Source organism: Nocardia sp. NPDC059229, assembly GCF_042754165.1.
Lineage (GTDB): Bacteria > Actinomycetota > Actinomycetes > Mycobacteriales > Mycobacteriaceae > Nocardia.
Genome location: NZ_JBHZAK010000002.1, coordinates 393,367 through 417,607 on the forward strand (window position 1 = coordinate 393,367; position 24,241 = coordinate 417,607).

A 24,241-nucleotide genomic window follows, 5' to 3' on the forward strand; every position below is an offset into this window, starting at 1 on the left:
GCAGCGCGGCATCGTGCGAACTGCGCACATCACACGCGCGGGCGCAGCCCATGCTACCGGCACCGTTGGGCGCCCAGACGAGCCTGGCCACCCGGTACAGGATCTCGCCCTTAGGACCCGATTCGGCCGGGTTTCAGAAGGTGAACTGGTCGCCGTAGGCGGTGGTCTGCGCGAGTCCCTCGGGGGTGCTCACAGTGGTGGTGACGAAAGGGACGGCCGACACCGGCGAGGCGCATTGGGCGATATTCAGCGGGGCATTGTTGAACGCGATGCGATACGGGAACGTCGTGTTGGCATTCAGGCGGGCCGTCTCCGTTCTCGCAACAGTGACCTGGCCGGGTCCCAGGTTCCCGAACACGCCTTCGCCCACGTCCAGAGTCCCGCCGACACTGGGCCGGCTCGGACCGGGCAGGATGGCCGAGGCGCTGGGCGGGCCGACCGAGGGGAGAATCCTGACTCCCAGCCCTTGATCGGTGCCGATCTCGACACCGAAGCCGCCGTCCACACTGATCCCGCAGCCGAGGATGAATCCCGCGACCGCCCGTCCGGACGTGATCTGGCCGCACGATTTTATTAGTTAGCGACATGCAACTATATTTAGGCGCTGTTCGTTCGTTGACTTGCGGGAGGCTCTGATGGCTGCGGCCCCAACCACCGGTTTGGATACCGGTGATGTCCAGACCATTCGGAGGCGACTCCGAATCGAGCATGACCACCCGCACTACAAGTGGGTAGCCCTGTCGAATACGACCCTGGGCATGCTCATGGTCACGATCAACTCCTCGATCGTGATCATCTCGCTTCCCGACATCTTCCGGGGCATCGATCTCAACCCGCTCGCGGCGGGCAATGTCAGCTACCTGCTGTGGATGATGATGGGCTTCCTGCTCGCGTCCGCGGTGCTGGTGGTCATGTTCGGGCGGCTCGGCGACATGGTCGGCCGCGTCAAGATCTACAACTACGGGTTCGTGATCTTCACGATCGCGGCGGTCGCGCTCTCGTTCGATCCGTTCACGCACGGCGGCGGCGCGGTGTGGCTCATCGGATGGCGTGTGTTCCAGGGAATCGGCGGCGCCATGCTCATGGCCAACGCGGCCGCCATCCTCACCGACGCGTTCCCCGCCGAACAGCGCGGCTTCGCGCTCGGCATCAATCAGGTTGCGGCCGTGGCCGGTTCGTTCCTGGGCCTGCTGTTGGGCGGCCTGCTCGCGCAGTGGGACTGGAAGGCCGTGTTCTGGGTGAGCGTGCCGTTCGGCATTCTCGGGACCGTGTGGTCGTACCGGTCGCTGCACGACAACGGTCAGCGCAACGCGGGCTCGCTCGACATTCCGGGCACCGTCACCTTCGCGGTCGGACTGACCGCCCTGCTCACCGGCATCACCTATGGCATTCAGCCGTACGGGGATTCGAATACCGGCTGGTCCAACCCGTGGGTGCTGGCCGCGGTGTTCGGCGGTATCGCGGTGCTCGCGCTGTTCTGCTGGATCGAGACCAAGGTGGAGCAGCCGATGTTCCACCTGTCGCTGCTCAAGGTCCGAGCGTTCGGGCTCGGTAACCTGGCCGGCCTGATGTCGTCGCTGGGTCGTGGCGGTCTGCAGTTCATGCTGATCATCTGGCTGCAGGGCATCTGGCTGCCGCTGCACGGCTTCGACTACGAGTCCACGCCGCTGTGGGCGGGCATCTACCTGCTGCCGCTGACGGTGGGATTCCTTGTGGCCGGGCCGGTTTCGGGCAAGCTGTCCGACCTCTACGGGCCGCGGCTGTTCGCGACCCTCGGCATGGCGATCACCGCGGTGACGTTCGTGCTGCTGGTGGTGTTGCCGGTGGACTTCTCCTACTGGGCGTTTGCGGTGGTCATCGCGCTCAACGGCCTGGGCTCGGGCATGTTTGCCTCGCCCAACACCGCCGAGGTCATGTCTGCGGTGCCGGCGTCGCAGCGCGGTGTCGCGTCCGGCATGCGCGGCACGCTGCTCAATGGCGGTATGGCGCTGTCGATCGGTGTGTTCTTCTCGCTCATGATCATCGGCCTGTCCAATACGTTGCCGAGCGCCATGAATTCGGGTCTGCAGGCGCAGGGTGTGCCCGCCAATGTCGCGGAGAACATCTCCGGTCTGCCGCCGGTCGGCAGCCTGTTCGCGGCCTTCCTCGGTGTGAATCCGATCGAGGCGCTGCTGGGCCCGACCGGCATCCTGGACCACCCGGGCGTGCACAAGGACGTCCTCACGGGCCAGGAGTTCTTCCCGCACTTGATCTCCGGCCCGTTCCACTCGGGTCTGGTCGTGGTCTTCCTGGGAGCCGCGATTATGATGCTGATCGGCGCGGTGGCCTCGTGGTTCGCCGGTAGCCCCACCGTCCCGGACGAGGCTGCCGAACTGCGGGAAGCCGCTCGCGAGGGAATCTGACCGGAGGAGATCACGCTGCCCGAGCCCACGAGCGTCGCCGACCCCGACCAGCTCACCGAAGCTGCCGACCTGTACCACTCGATCGGCCGCCTCCTACGCTTGTTGCGCCACTCCGGCGACCTCGGGGCCCTCAGCCCCGGGGCGGCCTCGGCCCTGGCGACCGTCGCCCGGTCCGGACCCCTCCGCCTCGGCGACCTCGCCAATATCGAACGGGTCAGCGCCCCAACCATGTCCCGCATAGTGACGGGCCTGGAAAAGGGCGGCTACCTGACCCGGGACGCCGACCCGGAAGACGGCCGGGCCCAACTCCTCACCGCCACGGCCGCCGCCCACAACCTGGTCACCGGCCTCACTTCCGCCCGCATCCAGCGCTTCGCCGGCGCCCTCGAATCCCTCACCCCGGCCCAGCGCGAGTCCGTCAAATCCGGCCTCAACACCCTAATCGAGGCCCTCGACCAGTAACGTCGCCCCGCTCAGCGAGGCGACGTCTGGGCCGCACTCCCCTGTGCCCGGTCACCGTCGGGCGCGTGGTCAGGAGGTCAGGACGGAACGGATCCGATTGTCCGGGTCCACACGATTGCGGAGCTCGGACAGGCGGGTGTGGTTGTCGCCGTAGTAGCGGGACAGCGGATCGCCGGGCTCCAGGTAGTTGACATACGCGCCGACCGAATCGGGGGCGAGGGTGGCGTGGGCGTCGGAGAGCCAGGCCATTGCGGCGTCGTGCGGAATCGGTTCGTAGGCACCCCATTCCACCATGGCGGCGTGGTCGCGCCAGGGGAAAGCGGTGGCTGTGGGCGACAGGTCGCGGATCGCGCCGTCGAGGGTGTTGATCTGCACCCAGCCGGTGCCGCCGACGCTGGAGAACCGGGTGATGGCCTCGAGCACCCGGCCGATGGTGTCGGGGGTGAGGTCCGAGACGATGTCGGAGCCGTTGGTGAAGGCGACGCGCGGCTGATCCGCCGTGCCGCCTGCCAGATACAGAACGGTGTCCATATGGCTGAGGGTGCGGGTATCGATGTTGGCGGGCGCGACGCCGATCGCATCGGTGAGCGCGGCCGTCACCGTCTCGGCCGAACCCGCTGGGCAGACCAGCTGCATCCAGCAGCGGAGGCCGCCCTCGCCGTCGGCGTCCAGGCTGACATCGGCCCACTGCTCGCGGTCTGCGCCGCGCAGCCACTCCTGCCAGCCGCCGATGACGCGATCCGCGTTCTCGCCCGAGAAGGTCAGGCGCACCACGTCTTTCGCGGTCGCCGGGATGGTGTCGAAGGTCAGCGAGGTGACGATGCCGAACAGCGAGCCGCCACCGCGCAGCGCCCAGTACAGGTCGGGGCCGGCGGTGGCGGACACCTCGGTGATGGTGCCGTCGGGCAGGACCAGGGTGGCGGCGGTCAGCCGATCACAGGTGAGGCCGTAGGCACGGGATTCGAAGCCGAACCCGCCGCCCATGGTGAGACCCGCGACGCCGACGCTGGGACACATGCCCGTCGGCAGACTCTGCCCGGACCGGTCGAGTTCCCCGTAGACCTCGTACAGGGTGTGGCCCGGTGATATGACGGCCTGTCCGGCCTCGACTCGGACGCCGCGCAGCCGCCGGACGTCGACAATCAGTGTGCCGGTCGCCGTGGAGACCCCGGCGTAGGAATGCCCCCCCGCCCGCGCGGCGACCTCGAGATCGTTCTCGGCCGCGAAGCCGAAGGCCGTGGCCACATCGGCGGCGTCCGCGACCTGCACGATGGCCGTGGGCATCTCGTCGTCGAAGCGAGTGTTGAAGACCTCTTTGGCCATCGGGTATCCGAGATCGCCGGGCAGTATCACTCGGCCGTGCAGCTTGTCCTGCAGCGCACGCCATTTCGGGTCGGCACTGCCGGTGCTGGAGCCGGAGGCGCTGTCCGAGGAGCCGGCGGTGCCGTCGGAGGAGCCTGCGGCAGGCGCCGCGTCGGAGGCGGGCAGTCGGGTGGTTCCGGCGAAACCGACACCGGCGACCGCGATTCCGAGCGCTCCCCGCAGAAACACGCTGCGTGCGAAGCGGGGTCTCACAACGGTCCCCCGAATCCGATCGAGATGCGGTGCGCCGCCAGGTTATTCGATTCAGATATCAAAGTTCGCGACCCACCTATACCCATCGGACAACACAACACCACTCGATCATGGTTCACCCACTGTTCATTCGCTCAATCGAGCCCGGATGTGTCGACCGCCCCGCTGCCGAGATCCCATTCCAGCCGGAGTGACGGGCGGAATGAGCCACGGAGCGAAGGTTTGTTCCGGACTCACGGTGACCACATCGAGGAAATGGCGGTTGCGGTTGTCGGAGGTGGGCCGCAGCCCGGTCCAATAGTCCTGGTACGCAACGGGCTCCCGGTCCACCGCCACCGCAGTGGCCTGGGCGAAGGCTCCCATCTTATGGCGGACAGTGCGCGGCTATCTACTCGCGGCGAGGCCGTAGCGCTGCGAAGAGGCTCAGCACACCGACGACCACCAGCCACACCATCAACCCGAAGCCTGCGGTGACGACCGTTCCCCACAGCATGATGAACGGCCCGTATTCCCCCACGCGGGCCCAGTATCCGCAGGGGCCCACATCCTCCGGGATGGTCGCGCATTCGGGGTGGCCGATGGCCGCGAAGGCCAGGGTCGCGAGCATCGGAATCGCAACGGCCACACCGAGTACGATTGCCAGGCTTCTGATGGGGTGGGAGAGGACTGCCATGCGGTCAGACCCTAATGCGCGGCCGGGGGCAATCGCGCGATTACTACCGGAACCCCACAGATCACCACAAGATCAGCAGGCCGTTGCATGGAAACATCCGGAAGATGTCACCCACCCGCAAGTTCGAATACGTGAGCCTGGAGTGGCTCGATGCCGTCGCAATGATCATCGCGGATCTGCTGGACGGCCACGACCTCGATTCCCTCGATTTCTGCATCTGTGAAGACCTGACGAACCCACCACCCGGCCGGGCCAACACGCCCGCCGGAACACTGAGCTGGTTCATCCGCATCCGCGACAACGAGCTCGAGGTCAGCGGCGGCTCTGTCGGCTACGCCGACATCCGAATCGTCGCCGACTACGTCACGCACCATGAGCTTTCCAGGCAAGCCTGGGCAGGCAACCCGGAAGCCATCGCCGCCTCCGAACACCGCCGCGAACTCGCAACAGACAGCGGCAAACTTCGGATCGAAGGCGACCTCACGGCAGCCCCATCCGTCGTTCGACAGCTGGTCATGCAACTCCACGACCCAGTTGCTGCGATCACCACATAACTGGCTCGGCTCCACCAGCTTCTGAGATGCCGAGAGCCACGCAATAATCCGCGACAGTCGAACAGGCGACCCCACCAGTCCGGAACCCCGACAAGGTGGCGGACCGGGCGGAGGTTGGCCCGATCGCGAGGATCCGTGGTGTTCGGCCCCCACCCCGCAGTTCATCCGCCACTGTCCGTGAACCGGCAAGGCCGCCGGGGTATTCGAATGCGCGTATCGAATTTCCCGGCGGCGGTATCCGTTCCGTTCGAACAGCCCGCACTGCTCGACTCACGCACGGACTTCAGTGGTATTCATCTTTTCCGAGCCGTTGATTCGGGCTGGTGCCGGAATCGTATTCGGCTCGCCGGGAATCACCAGGCGCGGCAGCGATCGTCGCGGCGACCCCACTGGTCGCGCTCGTCGTCGTGCCAGTTGCCGTGGCGGTCGCAGTGCCAGTCGTTGTGCCACGGATCGCCCGGGTCGGTCCAGCCCGGACGGTTGTATCCGCCCCAGTCGCCGCCCTGTCCCTGGTCGCCCCAGCCCGCCGACCCGGCGTCCTGATGCGCCGGCGCAATGGTTGCGGCGCTTGCCGTTCCGATCGTGGGCCCCGCGATCAGTGCGCCCGCCGCCGCGGCAATGAACATCGCTCCGGTAATTCTAGATTTCACTTGTTCCCTTTCCATTTGATGCCTTTGAAATTCGGAACCTGCGGGCCCAACACTAGATCGGGGGACTGCTCCTACGGTCTATTCACCGGGACTTCTAACCATTCACTGAGCAGCCACCTGCGAGAATTACCCAAGCTGTGAACGGTAGTGCTATTCGTTCATTAGTCCAACTCATGATCGGGTTCAGATCGGTTGTCTGATGGGCTGTCTCACAAATGTCTCACAACGAAATACCCGAGCCATCGGCCGCAGCGGAGAGATACCGGTAGACGGTCGCGCGGGACACGCCCAACTCGGAGGCGATCTCGTCCACGGTGTAGTTGCCGGAATCTCGCATGCGCCGGGCGAATTCCACCATCACCGAGGTCATCGCACCCGGACGGCCGCAGCTCGGCCGGCGGCGCGGGGTTTCGGCGGGTCGGTGGCCGCGAGTCCCGGTGGGTTGGGGTCGCGGCGAGCCCAGGAGCCGTTGCGCTCCATCGAGAATCGCGGCCCGCAACTCCGCTTCGGAGTGGTCGGCGAAAATGACCACCGGATCGCTGAGCGCCGCACACACCTGCGCGGCCCGCACCCGCTCGGTGAAGTCCGCGCCGGGACCGGCGATCCGTTCTCGCGCCGTCAGGGCGATATCGCGTAGCCGCGCGTAGGTCGCGTCGTCGGCGGACAGCGCCTGATCCTGCATCTGCATCCGCAGTAATTCCGTATGCCGCGGCCAGGTGTCCATGAGCCCCTCCACACGCCTACATCGGCGCGCTCGGCCAGGTCCGGATGGTCTCGTGGTCCATGGGCCGAGTCGCGCTGGTCGGCGACGCGGCCTACTGCGCGTCCCGATCCAGGTTCCGTCGGTGCACTGCGCCCACGCGTAGAGCAGGCCGGGCACCGCGGCGGTGAGGTCGAGGATCTTGACCGATGCCCTACTGGAACGGATCGATCAGCACGATTAGGTGGGGTGCCCGGCACATGGCGGATTTACTGGGGTTCGGCCGCGGTCTGCCCTGCGTGATGGCATGCTGAGCAGCGGATACGTCCCCTGCTCAACTGGGTTCAGCACAGCTGCGGGCACGCCGTTACCCGCAGACGACTCGCGGGAAGGTGAGGGCAATGAGAAAAAGCAGCCAGAAGCTTCGCGGGGAAGGTGAAAATGGCGTCAAGCTCGCAATTTCTGGTCACTCGTATCATTCGGCCGCGCTCGGGTACGCGGCGACACGACGGAAGAAATGGCCGGACAGGACGTTTGTGGTGACCGACGTCGGTCCCACCCGGGAGCCTGCGTCCACCGACCGCCCGAACAAGTCGCCGTTGCCTCGGGTGGTTTCGCTCACGCCCTACGACAGACCTGGCGCTGCTCCGATGCAGGTCCTGGCCTATGTCCCGACGAACTTCAACAAACCCCTGCGCGTCGGGGACGCGGTGGTGACCCGCATGTCCAAGCACGGCGCACACAAAGGGCTACCGGGAGTCCACCTCCGTATCGTCGGCACAGAACCAGTGGATGTTGCCCTGCGGAGGCACCGCCGCGAATCGAAGGGCGAACACGCGCGGAAAGCCGAACAGACACCGAAGACGCCAAGGCTCAAGAAACGCCGATGAGGGCCGAGCCGCCGCCGCCCATTGTTTTGACACGAAAGCGACTGGGACCCCGGCGAATCAGTCGGTGAAAGCGTCCGAGACTTGATAGGCGATGGTGCTGTCGTCGGGGCGCAGCATCGTGAGTGGCTGGTCCATCGTCACCAGTCCGGAACCCCTCGTCGGCGTAGAGCGGCGGGGGTCGGATGCTTCGGCAGCTGAGGGAGGCTACGCGGGTGGTGCGGGGTGGAGGCGGGTGTGGAGGTAGGCGAGGATTTCGTCTCGGGCCTGGAGGGTGGGGTGGCCTTGTTCGTCGACGAGGTGGGCGGTGACGACGCTGTGGGGGGTTTGGACGATGTGCTGGAAGAACGGTGGGGGGTTGGGGTTGGCGTGGGCGCCGGAGAGGACTCGGCCGTCGAAGCGGTCGCCGAGGAGTTGGGTGTAGGCGGCGAAACGCTGGCCGGTGCACCATTTGTCGTTGTCGAAGCGGTAGGCGAGGGCGCGGAGGTCGTCGCGTTCGAAGCGGGCGGCGATGGCGGTCGCGTCCTCCGGGGAGAGCTCGAGGCCGGCGGGGTCGTCGAGTGGGAGGGACGGGTGGTTGATGACGGGGGCGATGACCGCGGGTTCGAGAGTCATGGTGAGCGCGAAGTTTCCGGTGAAGCACATGCCCACCGCGCCGACGCCGGGGCCGCCGGATTCGGCGTGGGCCAGGCGGGCCAGGGCGCGCAGCCACACGGCGACGGGGCTGGTGCCGCCGCCGGCGAAGGCGCGGAACTCCTTGCTGACGCAGGTCTTCCGCGCGATCGGGTCGCCCAGTTCGACCGTCGGGTACGCGCCGTCCACACCGAACAGTGAGGGCACGTAGACGGTGAAGCCCGCGTCGCGGACCCACCGTGCGAAGCGCAGCACGTCGGGGCTGATGCCGGGCATCTCCGGCATGACGATCACCGCCGGCCCGCTGCCTGCCACATAGACGGTCTTGTCCGCGCCTTCCAGTGCAATGGTGCGCTTGGTGAAATCGCCCAGAGTGTCGTCAGGCGTTGGGTTTTCGGACTGCACGGGCGCAGGGCCTTTCCTCGATACGACGAATCGATTCGATCGTATCGGGCAGGCAGTCGGGTGAAACGAGTGTGTTTATCCGTCAGCCGTGCTGCAGGTACTTGACCAGGGCTTCGCGCTCGGTTTCGAGTTCGGAGATCTGGCTTTTGACGACGTCTCCGATGCTGACGATGCCGATCATCCGGCCGTCGCGGAGGACCGGGAGGTGGCGGATCCGGTGCTCGGTCATGGTGGCGTTGAGGGTTTCCACGCGGTCGTCGGGCGAGCAGGTGTGCACGGCGGCGGTCATGATCGAGGAGACGGAGGCGTCGAGGAGTGCAGCGCCTTGGTCATGGAGTCGGCGCACGATGTCTCGTTCGGAGACGATGCCCGACATGGCGGCACCGTCTCGCGAGACGATCACCGCGCCCACATTGTGGGTCGCCAGGACTCTGAGCAGTTCACGCACTGATGCATCCGGTGCAATCGTGACCACGCCGCTGCCCTTCCGGCGCAGTATTTCAGAGATTCGCATGTGTCCACCGCCCAACGCTCGGGACTATCCGTGGTTACTAGAATGCCGCTGATAACCGGGCGCGACCAGCAAAGATTGCGATTCGATGCCTAACTGGATGCGTGGGCATTGCCATCTTCCGGCATCGGAGTTATCTGCGTGTTTGCTAATGGCGTGACCAGACATGGTCGCTGCGTCGAAAATCTGCCGTACCCGACTATATTCTTGGAAGTTCCTGGGGTGAGGAGCCCGGACTGATCGAGGATTCGAAGGTGAATACCCGGCCGCCGAGAAGTAGCTGACTCCCCGGTTCCAGCACTGCCGGCCGCCCGGGTGCCGCGGGCACCCAATCCGGACGGCCCGGCGGGCGAATGTGGGTGCCGTTGGCCGAGCCGCGGTCCATCACCAGCACGTCCCACCCCACGAGCCGGATCTCGGCGTGCACCCGCGACATGCCGCCCGAGGTGTCGGGGATCCGAATCGCCTGCGCACCGCGCCGCACCTGGTCGGATCGTTCCGGCTCTCGCCCGATCACCAGATCGCTGTCGAGCGCATACGAGGTCCCGTCATCGAGCAGCAGCACACCCAGCGACGGCCGGATGCCCTCGGTGAGCACACAGGTCACCGGCTCCATCCGAATGCCGCACACCGCACAGAGGGGCACGCGCGGATCGTTGAGATGCCCACGCGCGCAGTCGTATCCGTGCACGACGACCCCGAGCCGAGTGGCATGCGATGCATTCTTGCCTGTACTGCCGGACGCGGCGTCCCCCGACCTTGCGGGCTCGTTCGCCGGTTGCCCATTGCGTCTTGCTTGCCGCACGCGGCGATCAGGATTCGTGCGCGCCCCGGAATTGCGTGCTCCCGCCGACACACCACCGACCGGTGTATCGGGTGCGCCCTCCCGCCACATCACCGCCCCGGACCCGGGCACCCGCCCATCGCGCAGTGCGAACACACCCGGCGGCGGCAACGTCGCCCGCGCCTCGCCGTCGTCCACGAACACCGCCGCAGCCCGCGCGGGCGCGGGGCTGACCACCCGGTCGACGCTGAATCCCGCGTCGCGCCCGTGCAGTACCTCGCGGCGCTGCCCACCCTCCAGGATCGCGGTGACCTGCCCGTGCAGGAATACGGCCAGCCCGCGGGTGCCCGGCGTGAGCACCCCGAATTCGACCTTCTCCTCGTCGTCGCGAGCCATCAGCCAGGTGCTGACCAGCCGGGCGAAGGTCCGCCCGGTCCGCCGGGTCTCCCGCGACGACGCCTCGGCGACCAGATCCAGCAGCTTGTCCAGCACCCCAACGGCGTCGGATTCGGCGGTCAGCGGCCGCGAATCCCGGTGCGCGACAACCACGACCACGTCGTCCACACTGGCCACCAGGTGGCTGCCCGGCACCACCTCGACCCGCGTGCTCATCTCACTCGGCCCCCGCCAACCCCACCAACCCGTCGGTCCACGCGTTGGTTTCGATGAGGTGCTGCGTGATGTATCCCCTCATTCGCTGGATGGTACCGGTCGCGAATTACGAACAATCAGCCATCGACGTAGTGCGCGACAGGCGATTCCGCGACGCGCGCGCGACTTCGGGCGAAGCTGCCCCGCACTCCCCCACCAGGGACGTAGCATGCGGAACGTGGCCGATGCGAAACGTCCCGCCGCGGTGCGGGTCCTCGTCTACAGCAATGACGCCGATACCCGGAGCCAGGTGATGCTGGCGCTGGGCAGACGGCCGCACCCAGATCTGCCGCCCATCGAATACCTCGAGGTGGCGACCGGGCCGGTTGTCCTCGAGCGCGTGGACGCCGGCAATCTGGATCTGCTGATCCTCGATGGCGAGTCGGCCCCGGAGGGCGGTCTCGGCCTGGCCAAGCAGCTCAAGGACGAGATCGCGGACTGCCCGCCGATCGTCGTGCTGACCGGCCGCCCGGACGATGCCTGGCTGGCCAACTGGTCGCGCGCCGAGGCTGCGGTGCCCCACCCCATCGACCCTATCCGGCTCACCGACACTGTCCTGGGTGTGCTCGGTAATAGCTTCGCGGCCTGATCTTCGTTCGCCCTCGTGATCAGGACAAACCCCTGTCACGTGACATTCGTGATTGCGTCCAATCGGTCATAAAAGACCGTTCCGAATTCGATCAAACGCGATTGCGAATCGTGATGTATCTTCTCATCCGAGTTGTAGGCTGTGCCGTAGCTCACACGAGCGCGGGCATCGGTATGAATGAAGCCGCCGCCTCACTCCCCGAACGTCCGTGTCGTCGCTGAGCGGTGCCCGGGGAACGAGACTGGCCGGCGGACGACGATGTCAGCCCGCGCCTCGGCAGCTGCCGTCCGTATTGCGTCGTCCAGCTCGCAGGAGGGGTAGTGCTGTTGTGAATATCGAGGTGCCGACCCTGGTTCTCGGCGCGGTGGCCGCCGCGTTCGGGGTGTTCTCCATTTTCCTGGCGGCCCTGATCGGCCCCAAACGCCACAACCGAGCAAAGCTCGAAGCCTATGAATGCGGTATCGAACCCACGCCCCACGCTGTCGCGGGCGGGCCGGGAAATGCTGCGGGCCAGCGCTTTCCGGTGAAGTACTACCTCACCGCCATGCTGTTCATCATCTTCGACATCGAGATCGTGTTCCTCTACCCGTGGGCAGTGCACTTCGACGCGCTCGGAGTGTTCGGACTGGCCGCCATGGCGTTGTTCATCTTCAACGTCTCGGTCGCCTACGCCTACGAGTGGCGGCGCGGCGGCCTCAGCTGGGATTGATTGGCGCACAGGGGATTTCCAATGACACACCCCGTGCGAGGCGGGGTGTAACGATCCGGGAGATGTAGTCCGACATGGGTCTCGAGGAGAAACTGCCCAGCGGGTTCCTGCTGAGCACGGTGGAAGATTTCGCCGGCTATATGCGAAAGAGTTCGCTCTGGCCGGCGACGTTCGGATTGGCGTGCTGCGCGATCGAGATGATGGCCACCGGCGGCGGGCGATTCGATATCGCCCGCTTCGGCATGGAGGCGTTCCGTGCTTCGCCGCGCCAGGCCGATCTGATGATCGTCGCGGGCCGGGTGAGCCAGAAGATGGCCCCGGTGCTGCGCCAGGTCTACGACCAGATGACCGAACCGAAATGGGTGCTGGCCATGGGTGTCTGCGCATCCTCGGGCGGCATGTTCAACAACTACGCCATCGTGCAGGGCGTCGACCACATCGTGCCGGTCGACATCTACCTGCCCGGCTGCCCGCCGCGGCCGGAGATGCTGTTGAACGCGATCCTGAAGCTGCACGAGAAGATTCAGGAGATGCCGCTCGGCGTCAATCGCGAGGAAGCCGTGCGCGAGGCCGAGCGCGCCGCGCTCGCCAGCACCCCGACCATCCAGTTGAAGGGGCTGCTGCGATGACCTTTGATGCACCTACCGGCACGGAGAGCCCCCCGGAGGCGGCGGTGGAACCCAGTGAGAACACCCCGGAGACAATCGAGGCCGCCGAGCCCGCCGACGAGGTGATCGGCGTCCGCAAGGGCATGTTCGGCGTCTCCGGCACCGGCGACACCTCCGGCTACGGCCGGCTGGTCCGCACGGTCTCCATGCCCGGCGGCACGCCCGCGCCCTACGGTCCGGTCTTCGACGAGATCATCGCGAATCTGCGCCTGGCGCTGGCGAAGACCTTCGACGAGGCCGTGGAGAAGATCGTCGTGTTCCGTGGCGAGCTGACCCTGCACATCCGCCGCGAGCACCTGGTCCTGGTGGCGAAGACGCTGCGCGACACCGAAGCCCTGCGCTTCGAGTTGTGCCTGGGTGTCAGCGGCGCCCACTACCCCGAGGAAACCGGGCGCGAGTTGCACGCGCTGTATCACCTCAACTCCATCACCCACAACCGCCGGGTGCGGCTGGAAGTCTCGGTGCCGGACAACGATCCGCACCTGCCCTCGCTGTACTCGGTCTATCCGACCGTGGACTGGCACGAGCGGGAGACCTACGACTTCTTCGGCATCCTGTTCGACGGTCACCCCTCGCTGACCCGCATCGCCATGCCCGACGACTGGCGTGGCCACCCGCAGCGCAAGGACTATCCGCTCGGCGGGATCCCGGTCGAATACAAGGGCGCGCGCATCCCGCCGCCCGACGAGCGGAGGACGTACAGCTGATGAACGACATCGACACCAAGTCCCGTCGCAACACCGAGGAACGACCCGAACACACGGTCACCGTGGTGGGAAACGACTGGGACGAGATCTCCGCTGCCCTGAACGGGGTCGCCGAGGAACGCATCGTCGTGAACATGGGCCCGCAGCACCCCTCCACGCACGGGGTGCTACGGCTCATTCTCGAAATCGAGGGTGAGACCGTCACCGAGGCCCGCTGCGGCATCGGCTACCTGCACACCGGCATCGAGAAGAACCTCGAGTACCGCAGCTGGGTGCAGGGCACCACCTTCGTGACCCGCATGGACTACCTATCGCCGTTCTTCAACGAGACGGCGTACTGCCTGGCGGTCGAGAAGCTGCTGGACATCACCGACGACATCCCCGAGCGCGCCAATGTCATCCGGGTGATGCTCATGGAGCTCAACCGCATCTCCTCGCACCTGGTCGCGCTGGCGACCGGCGGCATGGAACTGGGTGCGCTCACCCCCATGCTGTTCGGCTTCCGGGAACGCGAGCTGATCCTGGACGTGTTCGAGACCATCACCGGTCTGCGCATGAACCACGCCTTCATCCGGCCCGGCGGTATCGCCCAGGATCTGCCGGACGACGGCGTGCAGAAGGTGCGCGAACTGCTGGACCTGCTGCCGAAGCGCCTGCGGGACATGGAACTTCTGCTCAACCAGAACCCCATCTGGAAGGCCCGTACTCGCAATGTCGGTTACCTGGACCTCACCGGGTGCATGGCGCTGGGCATCACCGGTCCGGTACTGCGCGCCACCGGCCTGCCGCACGACCTGCGCAAGTCCCAGCCCTACTGCGGTTACGAGAACTACGAGTTCGACGTCCAGGTCGACACCGGCTGCGACTGTTACGGCCGCTACCTCATCCGCGTCAACGAGATGAAGGAGTCGGTCAAGATCGTCGAGCAGTGCCTCGACAAGCTGCGGCCGGGCCCGGTCATGGTGGAGGACAAGAAGATTGCGTGGCCTGCCGATCTGCAGCTCGGGCCGGACGGCCTCGGCAATTCGCCCCAGTACATCGGCAAGATCATGGGCACCTCCATGGAGGCGCTCATCCACCACTTCAAACTGGTGACCGAGGGCCTGCGCGTCCCGCCCGGCCAGGTGTACGTGCCGGTCGAATCCCCGCGCGGTGAGCTGGGCGTGCACATGGTCAGCGATGGCGGCACCCAGCCCTACCGGGTCCACTACCGCGACCCCTCCTTCACGAATCTGCAAGCGGTGGCGGCGATGTGCGAAGGCGGCCTGGTGGCCGACGTGATCGCGTCCGTCGCCTCCCTCGACCCCGTGATGGGTGGTGTGGACCGATGACCGAGATCCTGCTCAACCTGACCACGCGGCCGATTCCCTACCCGGAGAAGGTGCGTGAGGGTCTGCAACTCGAGGCTCGCGAGATCATCGAGCGGTACCCCCACGCGCGTTCTGCACTGCTTCCCCTTTTGCATCTGGTGCAATCGGTGGAGGGGTACGTCTCCGGGACCGGCATCGAATTCTGTGCCGAGCAGCTGGGATTGACCGATGCCGAGGTCACCGCGGTGGCCACGTTCTACTCGATGTACCGGCGCACGCCCACGGGTGACTATCACGTCGGTGTCTGCACGAACACGCTGTGTGCGGTCATGGGCGGCGATCAGATCTTCTCGGAGCTGAATCAGCACTTGGGAATCGGGCACGGGGAGACCACCGCCGACGGCGCGGTCACCCTCGAGCACATCGAGTGCAATGCGGCCTGCGATTACGCGCCGGTCGTCATGGTCAACTGGGAGTTCTTCGACAACCAGACCCCGGAATCGGCCAAGGGACTGGTGGATTCGCTGCGGCGCGGGGAACCCGTGACCGGATCGCGCAGCGGCATCCCGTTGTGCACCTTCCGCGAGACGGCCCGCATTCTCGCCGGATACGAGGACCAGCGGCCGGGGGCCACCGACGGCGCCGCCGGACCCGCCACCCTTGCGGGCCTGCACGTCGCCGAACGGGATCTGCATGTCGCGGAACAGAAGTCGACCGACGGAGGCGCGCAGTGACGACCGCTCTGACTCCCGTCCTCTCCAAGCACTGGGCGGACCCGGAGGGCTGGACCCTGGCGGCCTACCGCGGCCAGGGCGGGTATCGCGCACTGCCGAAGGCGCTGCGCATGAACCCGGACGAGGTCATCGCCACGGTGAAGGACTCCGGCCTGCGCGGCCGCGGCGGCGCGGGCTTCCCCACCGGCATGAAGTGGGGCTTTATCCCGCAGGGCCCCGGACCCGACGGCACCACCAAGCCGCACTACCTGGTGGTCAATGCCGACGAGTCGGAACCCGGCACCTGCAAGGACATTCCGCTCATGCTGGCGAGCCCGCACGCCCTCGTCGAGGGCGTCATCATCGCCGCCTACGCCATTCGCGCCTCGCACGCCTTCATCTACGTGCGCGGCGAGGTGGTGACGGTGCTGCGCCGCCTGCAGGCGGCGGTCCAGCAGGCCTATGCCGCAGGCTATCTCGGACGCAATATCCAGGGCTCCGGCTTCGACCTCGAGATCGTGGTGCACGCCGGTGCGGGCGCCTACATCTGCGGTGAGGAGACCGCCCTGCTGGATTCGCTCGAGGGCCGCCGCGGCCAGCCGCGCCTGCGTCCCCCGTTCCCGGCCGTGGCGGGTCTCTACGCCTGCCCGACCGTGGTCAACAATGTGGAATCCATTGCGTCCGTGCCGTCCATCATCGCCAATGGCGTGGACTGGTTCCGGTCGTTCGGCACCGAGAAGTCGCCGGGCTTCACGATCTACTCGCTCTCCGGTCACGTGACGCGACCGGGGCAGTACGAAGCGCCGCTCGGAATCACGTTGCGGGAGTTGCTGACCTACGCGGGTGGCATCCGCGCCGGCCACACCCTCAAATTCTGGACGCCGGGCGGTTCGTCCACCCCGATCTTCACCGACGAGCACCTCGATGTCGCCCTCGACTACGAGGGCGTCTCGGCCGCGGGGTCCATGCTCGGCACCAAGGCCCTCCAGATCTTCGACGACACCACCTGCGTCGTGCGGGCGGTGTTGCGCTGGACCGAGTTCTACGCCCACGAATCCTGCGGTAAGTGCACCCCCTGCCGCGAGGGCACCTACTGGCTGGTCCAGCTGCTGCAGCGGCTGGAGAACGGCCGGGGCCACGAGACCGATCTGGACAAGCTCGCCGACATCGCCGACAACATCAACGGCAAGTCCTTCTGCGCTCTCGGCGACGGCGCGGCCAGCCCGATCTTCTCCTCCCTGAAGTACTTCCGCGACGAGTACGCCGAGCACATCCGCCTCGGCGGCTGCCCGTTCGACCCGGCCCGGTCCACCGTCTGGGCTGAAGGAGCGCGATGACCTCGACAGTGAGCTCCACGACCGGCGGCGGGGTGACCCCCACCGACATGGTGACCGTAACCATAGATGGCACAACGGTTTCCGTGCCCGCCGGCACCCTGGTGATCCGGGCCGCCGAACTCATCGGCACCCAGATCCCGCGGTTCTGCGATCACCCACTACTCGATCCCGTCGGCGCCTGCCGGCAGTGCCTGGTCGAGATCGAGGGGCAGCGCAAGCCCGTCGCCTCCTGCACCCAGACGGTGGCCGAGGGCATGGTGATCCACACCCAGCTGACCTCGCCCGCCGCCGCCAAGGCCCAGGAGGGAGTGATGGAGCTGCTGCTCATCAACCACCCCCTCGACTGCCCGGTCTGCGACAAGGGCGGCGAATGCCCGCTACAGAACCAGGCCATGTCCACCGGCCGTTCCGAATCCCGCTTCGACGGCGAGAAGCGCACCTATCCCAAGCCGATTCCGCTGTCGGCGGCCATCCTGCTGGACCGGGAACGCTGCGTGCTGTGCGCGCGCTGCACCCGCTTCTCCCAGCAGGTGGCCGGTGACCCGTTCATCGAACTGATGGATCGCGGTGCGCTGCAACAGGTCGGTATTGCCGCCGGGGAGCCGTTGGACTCCTACTTCTCCGGCAACACCGTGCAGATCTGCCCGGTCGGCGCGCTCACCGGCTCGACCTACCGCTTCCGCGCCCGGCCCTTCGACCTGGTGTCCAGCCCGGCGGTGTGCGAGCACTGTGCCTCGGGTTGCGCCCAGCGCACCGACCACCGCCGCGGCAAGGTCATGCGCCGCCTCGCCGGTGACGACCCGCAGGTCAACGAGGAATGGAACTGCGACAAGGGACGTTTCGCGTTCGCGTACGCCACCGAACCGGACCGGCTCACCACGCCCATGGTGCGCAGCTGGAAGGACGGGACGCTGCAGCCCGCCTCCTGGTCCGAGGCGATCACGGTCGCGGCGCGCGGACTGGCGTCGGCACGCGGCAATGCCGGTGTGCTCATCGGCGGCCGCGTCACGCTCGAGGACGCCTACGCGTACTCCAAGTTCGCGCGAATCGCATTGAACAGCAACGACATCGACTTCCGCGCCCGCGAGCACTCCGGAGAGGAGGCCGACTTCCTGGCGGCTCGCATTGCGGGACAGGGCATCACGGTCGACTACGCGGCGCTCGAACGCGCCCCGTTCGTGCTGCTCGCCGGCTTCGAGGCCGAAGAGGAATCGCCGATGGTGTACCTGCGGCTGCGAAAGGCGGCCCGCAAGAACGGCACCCCGATCTACTCGCTGGCCCCCTATATGACCCGCGGCCTGCAGCGCATGTCCGGCACCCTGCTGCTCACCGCGCCCGGCTCGGAACCGCATGTGCTGGAGGCGGTCCGCACCGGTGAGTCCGATGCCACCACCGCCGGATACACCCGCCTGCGCGAGATCGCGGACCTGCTGCGCGAGCCCGGTGCCCTGATCCTGGTCGGCGAACGTCTCGGCGGCATTCCGGGTGGCCTGTCCGCGGCCGCCCGTCTGGCCGACGAGACCGGAGCCACCCTGGCGTGGATCCCCCGCCGTGCCGGTGAGCGCGGCGCGCTGGAGGCCGGCGCGCTTCCGGTGCTCCTGCCGGGCGGGCGGCCGGTCGCGGATTCCGCTGCACGCCAGCAGGTCCGCGACGCGTGGAATGTCAACGATCTGCCCGCGACTCCGGGCCGCGACACCAGCGCCATCCTGGCCGCCGCCCCGACACTGGGCGCGCTGCTCATCGCAGGGGTGGAGGTCGGCGACCTGCCCGACCCGCACGCGGCCCTGTCGGCCATCGATGCCGCGAGCTTCGTGGTGTCGATGGAACTGCGCCGCAGCGATATCAGCGACCGCGCCGACGTCGTCTTCCCCGTCGCCTCGGCCATGGAGAAGAACGGCACCTTCCTCACCTGGGAGGGCCGCCACCGCCAGTTCGACGCCGCCCTGCGCGACGCCACGGTGCGCCGCGAGGCCGCGCCGATGCCCGAATACCGGGTGCTCGACGCGATCGCCACGGACATGGGGATCCGGCTCGGCCTGCCCGACGCGGCCAGTGCCCGAGCCGAATTGGCGGATATGGGCGCGTGGGAAGGCCCGCCCGCCGCGACCCCGGTGCACCGCCCGCACCCCATCGCCCAGCCGCATGCGGGCACCGCGGTGCTCGCCTCGTGGCGCATGCTCGTCGACCGCGGCCGGCTCCAGGACGGCGAACCCAACCTGGCCGGCACCGCCCGCACCCCGGTGGTGCGGCTCTCGGCGCACACGGCCGCCGAGATCGGCGCCACCACCGGCGATCCGGTGACGGTCGGCAACGATCACGGCCACATCACCCTGCCTCTGGTCATCACCGAGATGCCCGACCGCGTGGTGTGGCTGCCCATGAATTCCCCCGGCTCCGACGTGCTGGTGCAGCTCGGCACCACACCCGGACACCTCGTGCGCATCCGACGGGAGGACCACCGTGAGTGACCTGTCCATGTTCGGCCACGACCCCTGGTGGCTGGTGCTGGTCAAATCGATCTGCATCTTCGTCTTCCTGCTGCTGATACCGATGCTCGCGGTGTACGCCGAACGCAAGATCGTGGCCTTCATGCAGATGCGCGTCGGCCCCAACCGGGTCGGCCCGCGCGGCAGCCTGCAGTCCATCGCCGACGGCGTCAAGATGCTCCTCAAGGAGGACATCGTCCCGGCCATCGTCGACAAGCCCATCTTCATTCTCGCGCCGGTGATCTCGCTCATCCCGGCCGTGATGGCGTTCGCGGTGATCCCGTTCGGGCCGCAGGTCAGCATGTTCGGGCACCGCACGGCGCTGCAGCTGACCGATATGCCGGTGGCCGTGCTCTACATCCTGGCCATGGCCTCGGTCGGTGTGTACGGCATCGTGCTGGCGGGCTGGGCGTCGGGCTCCACCTATCCGCTGCTGGGCGGCCTGCGCTCCACTGCGCAGGTCATCTCCTACGAGATCGCCATGGCCCTGTGCTTCGCGGCGGTGTTCCTGCTCTCGGGCACCATGGCCACCTCGGGAATCGTCAAGGCGCAGAACGGAACCTGGTACGTCTTCCTGCTGCTGCCGTCGTTCATGATCTACGCGGTGTCGATGGTCGGCGAGACCAACCGTGCGCCCTTCGACCTCCCCGAGGCCGAGGGCGAGCTGGTCGGCGGCTTCCACACCGAGTACTCCTCGCTCAAGTTCGCCATGTTCATGATGGCCGAGTACATCAATATGGCCACGGTGTCCGCGCTGGCCACCACGCTGTTCTTCGGCGGCTGGCACGCGCCGTTCCCGATCAGCCTGTGGGCGGGCGCGAACTCGGGCTGGTGGCCGGTGCTGTGGTTCACCGCCAAGGTGTGGACGTTCCTGTTCGTGTTCATCTGGCTGCGCGGCACCCTGCCGCGACTGCGCTACGACCAGTTCATGAACCTGGGCTGGAAGCTGCTCATCCCGGTGTCGCTGGCCTGGGTCATGTACGTCGCCACCCTGAAGGTACTGCAGGACAACGGGACCCACATCCAGACCGCGGGCATGGTGATCGGCGGGATCGTGGTCGCGGTCGTGCTGCTCGCGCTGGTCATCCGGGCCGGGCACGCGGGCGGCGACCGCACCGAGGCTTCGCCGGATCCGGACTCCACGCGGGCCTATTCGGACTTCCCGGTGCCGCCGATGCCCGCCGAACCTCCGGCGGCCACCGAGAAGGCCGGTCTGCTGGAACCGCTCGGCGGCTTCCTGGTCACCGCCTCGACCATGTTCAAGAAGCCGAACACAGAGATGTATCCCGAGGTCAAGACTCCGACCGCGCCGCGCTATCACGGCCGGCACCAGCTGAACCGGCACCCGGACGGTCTCGAGAAGTGCATCGGCTGCGAGCTCTGCGCGTGGGCCTGCCCGGCCGACGCCATCTATGTCGAGGGCGCGGACAACACCGACGACGAACGCTTCTCCCCCGGTGAGCGTTACGGCCGCGTCTACCAGATCAACTATCTGCGCTGCATCGGCTGCGGCCTGTGCATCGAGGCCTGCCCGACCCGGGCGCTGACCATGACCAACGAATACGAGCTCGCCGACGACAATCGGGCCGACCTCATCTACGAGAAGCAGGACCTCCTCGCGCCGATGCAGCCGGGCATGATCGCCCCGCCGCACGCCATGTATCCCGGCGCGGACGAGGGGTCCTACTACCGCGGTGAAGTCCCCGGCGCTACAGGCGAACTCGCCGGAGCGGAAGGGGCGCAGCAATGATCGACCACCTGTCCCAGCCGGCCCAGCAGATCGTCACCCACACCTCCACCGGTGAGGCGGTGCAGTTCTGGATCCTGGCCGTGGTCGCGGTGCTGGGCGCGCTCGGCATGGTGTGCGCGCGCAAGGCCGTGCATTCGGCACTGTGCCTGGCCGCCACCATGATCACGCTGTCCGCGTTCTACATCGCCCAGAGCGCACTGTTCCTGGGCATCGTCCAGATCGTCGTCTACACCGGCGCGGTCATGATGCTGTTCCTGTTCGTGCTCATGCTCGTCGGCGTGGATTCCGCCGAGTCACTGCGGGAGACGCTGCGCGGGCAGCGGCTCGCGGTCATCGTGGTGGGCATCGGCTTCGGCATGCTGCTCATCGGCGGCATCGCGCACGGGATGTCCAGCAAGAGCGTCGCCGAGACCGGGCCCGGCCTGGGCGGCAACTACAGCATCGGGGCGCTGGCCGAACTCATCTTCGTGCGCTACGTGTGGGCGTTCGAGCTGACCGGCTCGCTGCTCATCACCGCCACCATCGGCGCCATGGTGCTCGCGCACCGCGAGAAGTTCGGGCCGCCCACCGATCAGCGCACGCTGTCGAAGGAACGCTTCCGCCAGGGCACCCGGGTCACGCCGCTGCCGACGCCCGGCGTGTACGCCCGCCACAATGCGGTCGACGCCCCCGCGCGACTGCCGGACGGCTCCTTCGAGGAGCTGTCGGTCAGCACCATCCTGCGGCACCGGCGCAATCGGGCCCACACCGAAGCCGTGGTGCTCACCGTCGGCAACGGCAGTGACAGTCACCGGAACGGCAACGGCCACAACGGCACCGACGCGCACGGCGGCAAGAACGGCAACGACTCCCACGAGGAAGGCTTGCGGTGAATCCGGACAACTATCTGTATCTCTCGGCCCTGCTCTTCACCATCGGCGCGGCCGGAGTCCTGGTGCGGCGCAACGCCATCGTGGTGTTCATGTGCATCGAGCTGATGCTCAACGCGGTGAACCTGGCCTTCGTCACCTTCGCCCGCACCCACGGCAACCTCGACGGCCAGGTGTTCGCCTTCTTCACCATGGTGGTCGCCGCCGCCGAGGTCGTGGTCGGCCTGGCCATCATCATGAGCATCTTCCGTGCCCGCCGCTCGACCTCGGTCGACGACGCGAACCTGCTGCGGTACTGACATGGATACCGCACAGATGATGCTGTGGCTGCTGCCGGCGCTCCCGCTCGCCGGCGCCGTGGTCCTGCTGCTGCTCGGCAGGATCAGCGACACGTGGGGTCACCTCGTGGGCACCCTCATGGCGCTGGCCTCGTTCGTGGTGGCGGCCTGGGCGTTCAGCGACATGCTGGATCGGTCGGATGCGCAACGGGCCGTGCACTACAGCCTGTTCGAGTGGCTGCCGGTGACCGGGCTGAAGGTGGATTTCGCCCTGCAACTGGATCAGCTGTCGATGTGCTTCGCACTGCTGATCACCGGTGTGGGCTCGCTGATCCACATCTACTCGGTCGGCTACATGGCCCACGATCCGGGACGGCGGCGCTTCTTCGCCTACCTCAACCTGTTCCTGGCCGCCATGCTGGTGCTGGTCCTCGCCGACAACTACCTGGTGCTGTACCTGGGCTGGGAAGGCGTCGGCCTGGCGTCCTACCTGCTGATCGGGTTCTGGTACGAGAAGCCTTCCGCCGCAACGGCGGCCAAGAAGGCGTTCGTGGTCAACCGGGTCGGCGACATGGGGCTGGCCATCGCGCTCATGGTCATGTTCGCGACCTTCGGGAGCATCGACTTCGGAACCGTGTTCGGGGCCGCCGGGCAGGCCGGCACCGGAACCCTCACGGCCATCGGGCTGCTGCTGCTCCTCGGAGCCTGCGGCAAGTCCGCGCAGGTGCCGCTGCAGTCCTGGCTCGGGGACGCGATGGAGGGCCCCACACCCGTGTCGGCGCTCATCCACGCGGCCACCATGGTCACCGCCGGTGTCTACCTGATCGCCCGCTCGAACCCGATCTTCGATCTGGCTCCGGGCGCACAGGCCGCCGTAATGGCAGTCGGCGCAATCACATTGCTGTTCGGCGCCATCATCGGTTGCGCCAAGGACGACATCAAGAAGGCCCTCGCGGCCTCGACCATGAGCCAGATCGGCTACATGGTCCTCGCCGCCGGACTCGGCCCCATCGGCTACGCGGCGGCCATCATGCACCTGCTCACGCACGGCTTCTTCAAGGCCGGGCTGTTCCTCGGCGCGGGCTCGGTCATGCACGCCATGGACGACGAGACCGATATGCGCCGCTACGGCGGACTGCGCAAACTGCTGCCCGTCACCTACGTCACCTTCGGACTGGGATACCTTGCCATCCTGGGTGTTCCGCCGTTCGCGGGGTTCTGGTCCAAGGACCGGATCATCGAGGCGGCGTTCGCGCACGGCGGATTCGGCGGCATCATCACCGGCTTCGCCGCGCTGTGCGGCGCGGGCATCACCGCCTTCTACATGACCCGCGTCATGATCCTCACGTTCTTCGGCGAACGCCGCTGGCGTGCAGGCGTGCACCCGCACGAGGCGCCCGCCTCCATGACCGGGCCGATGATCCTGCTGGCCTTCGGCTCGGCGTTCTCCGGCATGCTCTTCGCCTACGGCTCCTCGCTCACCAACTGGCTGGCCCCGGTCGTCGGTGAGCACCACGTCGAACCGTTCATCCCGTCCTGGGCGATCACCTTCTTCGCACTGGCGGTGGTGGCGGCCGGCATCTGGGTGGCCTACGACCAGTACGCACACGGCAAGATCCCCGAAACCGCCCCTGCCGCAGGCCCGCTCGTCGAGGCCGCTCGCCGCGACCTCTACGGCGACGCCGCCAACGAGGCCGCGTTCATGCGCCCCGGCCAGCACCTGACCCGGTCGCTGGTGTTCGTCGACAACCGCGGCATCGACGGCCTGGTCAACACCACGGCCGCCGTCGTCGGCGGCCTGTCGGCCCGGATCCGGCGCGTGCAAACCGGTTTCGTGCGCTCCTACGCCCTGTCCATGTTCACCGGCGCGGCCCTGGTGGTCGCCGCCCTGCTGGCGGTGAGGTTCCTGTGAACGACCTTGCTAGTTCATCATTGGGC

The 24,241-nt window shown here is 67.2% G+C and carries 24 protein-coding genes and 1 pseudogene; 17 read left to right on the forward strand and 8 right to left on the reverse strand.

Annotated features, from left to right (window positions below):
* Positions 1-133: 133 nt before the first annotated feature.
* Positions 134-574, reverse strand: coding sequence for an MspA family porin (locus tag ACFXHE_RS08080; protein WP_379381402.1), 441 nt, complete (start codon positions 572-574; stop codon positions 134-136).
* A gap of 61 nt (positions 575-635) precedes the next feature.
* Between ACFXHE_RS08080 and ACFXHE_RS08085 the strand changes: the two genes are divergently transcribed.
* Both ACFXHE_RS08085 and ACFXHE_RS08090 read left to right on the forward strand, forming a co-directional pair.
* On the forward strand, positions 636-2,402 hold the full coding sequence (locus tag ACFXHE_RS08085; protein WP_379381050.1) for an MFS transporter: 1,767 nt from the start codon (positions 636-638) through the stop codon (positions 2,400-2,402).
* A gap of 99 nt (positions 2,403-2,501) precedes the next feature.
* Positions 2,502-2,864: a MarR family winged helix-turn-helix transcriptional regulator gene (locus ACFXHE_RS08090; protein WP_379381052.1), complete on the forward strand. Its 363-nt coding sequence runs from the start codon at positions 2,502-2,504 to the stop codon at positions 2,862-2,864.
* A 69-nt stretch (positions 2,865-2,933) separates the two neighbouring features.
* On the opposite strand, the gene ACFXHE_RS08095 is transcribed toward ACFXHE_RS08090, so the two are convergent.
* Positions 2,934-4,415 carry an FAD-binding protein gene (locus tag ACFXHE_RS08095; RefSeq protein ID WP_379381054.1) on the reverse strand — a complete coding sequence of 494 codons (1,482 nt, stop codon included), beginning with the start codon at positions 4,413-4,415 and terminating at the stop codon, positions 2,934-2,936.
* A 412-nt stretch (positions 4,416-4,827) separates the two neighbouring features.
* Positions 4,828-5,112, reverse strand: a complete 285-nt coding sequence (locus ACFXHE_RS08100; RefSeq protein WP_379381056.1) for a hypothetical protein — start codon at positions 5,110-5,112, stop codon at positions 4,828-4,830.
* Positions 5,113-5,216: 104 nt separating this feature from the next.
* Here ACFXHE_RS08100 and ACFXHE_RS08105 point away from each other — a divergent pair, with 104 nt between their 5' ends.
* Positions 5,217-5,666, forward strand: a complete 450-nt coding sequence (locus tag ACFXHE_RS08105; protein WP_379381058.1) for a hypothetical protein — start codon at positions 5,217-5,219, stop codon at positions 5,664-5,666.
* Positions 5,667-6,019: 353 nt separating this feature from the next.
* On the opposite strand, the gene ACFXHE_RS08110 is transcribed toward ACFXHE_RS08105, so the two are convergent.
* Together ACFXHE_RS08110 and ACFXHE_RS08115 are read right to left on the reverse strand one after the other, a co-directional pair.
* Positions 6,020-6,292: a hypothetical protein gene (locus tag ACFXHE_RS08110; protein WP_379381060.1), complete on the reverse strand. Its 273-nt coding sequence runs from the start codon at positions 6,290-6,292 to the stop codon at positions 6,020-6,022.
* A gap of 244 nt (positions 6,293-6,536) precedes the next feature.
* A complete protein-coding gene (locus ACFXHE_RS08115) occupies positions 6,537-7,040 on the reverse strand; it encodes a helix-turn-helix domain-containing protein (protein ID WP_379381062.1) in 504 nt (167 codons plus the stop codon).
* Between the two features lie 377 nt (positions 7,041-7,417).
* Between ACFXHE_RS08115 and ACFXHE_RS08120 the strand changes: the two genes are divergently transcribed.
* Positions 7,418-7,906, forward strand: a complete 489-nt coding sequence (locus tag ACFXHE_RS08120) for a hypothetical protein (protein WP_379381064.1) — start codon at positions 7,418-7,420, stop codon at positions 7,904-7,906.
* Between the two features lie 204 nt (positions 7,907-8,110).
* On the opposite strand, the gene ACFXHE_RS08125 is transcribed toward ACFXHE_RS08120, so the two are convergent.
* The 3 genes from ACFXHE_RS08125 to ACFXHE_RS08135 form a co-directional block, all read right to left on the reverse strand.
* Positions 8,111-8,941, reverse strand: a complete 831-nt coding sequence (locus tag ACFXHE_RS08125; protein ID WP_379381066.1) for a dienelactone hydrolase family protein — start codon at positions 8,939-8,941, stop codon at positions 8,111-8,113.
* An 82-nt stretch (positions 8,942-9,023) separates the two neighbouring features.
* Positions 9,024-9,455, reverse strand: a complete 432-nt coding sequence (locus ACFXHE_RS08130) for a CBS domain-containing protein (protein WP_354832789.1) — start codon at positions 9,453-9,455, stop codon at positions 9,024-9,026.
* Between the two features lie 196 nt (positions 9,456-9,651).
* Positions 9,652-10,848 carry an FHA domain-containing protein gene (locus ACFXHE_RS08135; RefSeq protein ID WP_379381068.1) on the reverse strand — a complete coding sequence of 399 codons (1,197 nt, stop codon included), beginning with the start codon at positions 10,846-10,848 and terminating at the stop codon, positions 9,652-9,654.
* Between the two features lie 208 nt (positions 10,849-11,056).
* Here ACFXHE_RS08135 and ACFXHE_RS08140 point away from each other — a divergent pair, with 208 nt between their 5' ends.
* From ACFXHE_RS08140 to nuoL, 13 genes and pseudogenes are all read left to right on the forward strand, one after another.
* Positions 11,057-11,476, forward strand: a complete 420-nt coding sequence (locus ACFXHE_RS08140; protein ID WP_379381070.1) for a hypothetical protein — start codon at positions 11,057-11,059, stop codon at positions 11,474-11,476.
* Between the two features lie 328 nt (positions 11,477-11,804).
* Complete coding sequence (locus ACFXHE_RS08145; RefSeq protein ID WP_379381072.1) at positions 11,805-12,185, forward strand: NADH-quinone oxidoreductase subunit A; 381 nt, start codon at positions 11,805-11,807, stop codon at positions 12,183-12,185.
* 74 nt (positions 12,186-12,259) lie between these two features.
* Positions 12,260-12,814 carry a NuoB/complex I 20 kDa subunit family protein gene (locus ACFXHE_RS08150; protein WP_379381074.1) on the forward strand — a complete coding sequence of 185 codons (555 nt, stop codon included), beginning with the start codon at positions 12,260-12,262 and terminating at the stop codon, positions 12,812-12,814.
* Positions 12,811-13,560 carry an NADH-quinone oxidoreductase subunit C gene (locus ACFXHE_RS08155; protein WP_379381076.1) on the forward strand — a complete coding sequence of 250 codons (750 nt, stop codon included), beginning with the start codon at positions 12,811-12,813 and terminating at the stop codon, positions 13,558-13,560. Before ACFXHE_RS08150 ends, ACFXHE_RS08155 begins: the two co-directional genes overlap by 4 nt.
* Positions 13,560-14,891, forward strand: coding sequence for an NADH dehydrogenase (quinone) subunit D (gene nuoD, locus ACFXHE_RS08160; RefSeq protein WP_379381078.1), 1,332 nt, complete (start codon positions 13,560-13,562; stop codon positions 14,889-14,891). Before ACFXHE_RS08155 ends, nuoD begins: the two co-directional genes overlap by 1 nt.
* Positions 14,888-15,604 (forward strand): NADH-quinone oxidoreductase subunit NuoE, encoded by a 717-nt coding sequence (nuoE, locus tag ACFXHE_RS08165; protein WP_379381080.1) that lies wholly within the window; start codon positions 14,888-14,890, stop codon positions 15,602-15,604. Before nuoD ends, nuoE begins: the two co-directional genes overlap by 4 nt.
* On the forward strand, positions 15,601-16,920 hold the full coding sequence (nuoF, locus tag ACFXHE_RS08170; protein ID WP_379381081.1) for an NADH-quinone oxidoreductase subunit NuoF: 1,320 nt from the start codon (positions 15,601-15,603) through the stop codon (positions 16,918-16,920). The genes nuoE and nuoF overlap by 4 nt, the downstream gene beginning before the upstream one ends.
* Entirely contained in the window at positions 16,917-19,388 is a 2,472-nt protein-coding gene (locus tag ACFXHE_RS08175; protein ID WP_379381083.1) for an NADH-quinone oxidoreductase subunit G, read from the forward strand. Before nuoF ends, ACFXHE_RS08175 begins: the two co-directional genes overlap by 4 nt.
* Before the next feature lie 7 nt (positions 19,389-19,395).
* Positions 19,396-20,598 (forward strand): annotated as a pseudogene (gene nuoH, locus ACFXHE_RS08180) (NADH-quinone oxidoreductase subunit NuoH); the annotation flags it as partial.
* 63 nt (positions 20,599-20,661) lie between these two features.
* Positions 20,662-21,156: an NADH-quinone oxidoreductase subunit NuoI gene (gene nuoI / locus ACFXHE_RS08185; RefSeq protein WP_379381403.1), complete on the forward strand. Its 495-nt coding sequence runs from the start codon at positions 20,662-20,664 to the stop codon at positions 21,154-21,156.
* Positions 21,153-22,028: an NADH-quinone oxidoreductase subunit J gene (locus tag ACFXHE_RS08190; protein ID WP_379381085.1), complete on the forward strand. Its 876-nt coding sequence runs from the start codon at positions 21,153-21,155 to the stop codon at positions 22,026-22,028. The genes nuoI and ACFXHE_RS08190 overlap by 4 nt, the downstream gene beginning before the upstream one ends.
* Positions 22,025-22,324 carry an NADH-quinone oxidoreductase subunit NuoK gene (gene nuoK, locus ACFXHE_RS08195; protein WP_357010729.1) on the forward strand — a complete coding sequence of 100 codons (300 nt, stop codon included), beginning with the start codon at positions 22,025-22,027 and terminating at the stop codon, positions 22,322-22,324. The genes ACFXHE_RS08190 and nuoK overlap by 4 nt, the downstream gene beginning before the upstream one ends.
* 19 nt (positions 22,325-22,343) lie before the next feature.
* Positions 22,344-24,215: an NADH-quinone oxidoreductase subunit L gene (gene nuoL, locus ACFXHE_RS08200; protein ID WP_379381404.1), complete on the forward strand. Its 1,872-nt coding sequence runs from the start codon at positions 22,344-22,346 to the stop codon at positions 24,213-24,215.
* The last annotated feature ends 26 nt before the right edge of the window (positions 24,216-24,241 follow it).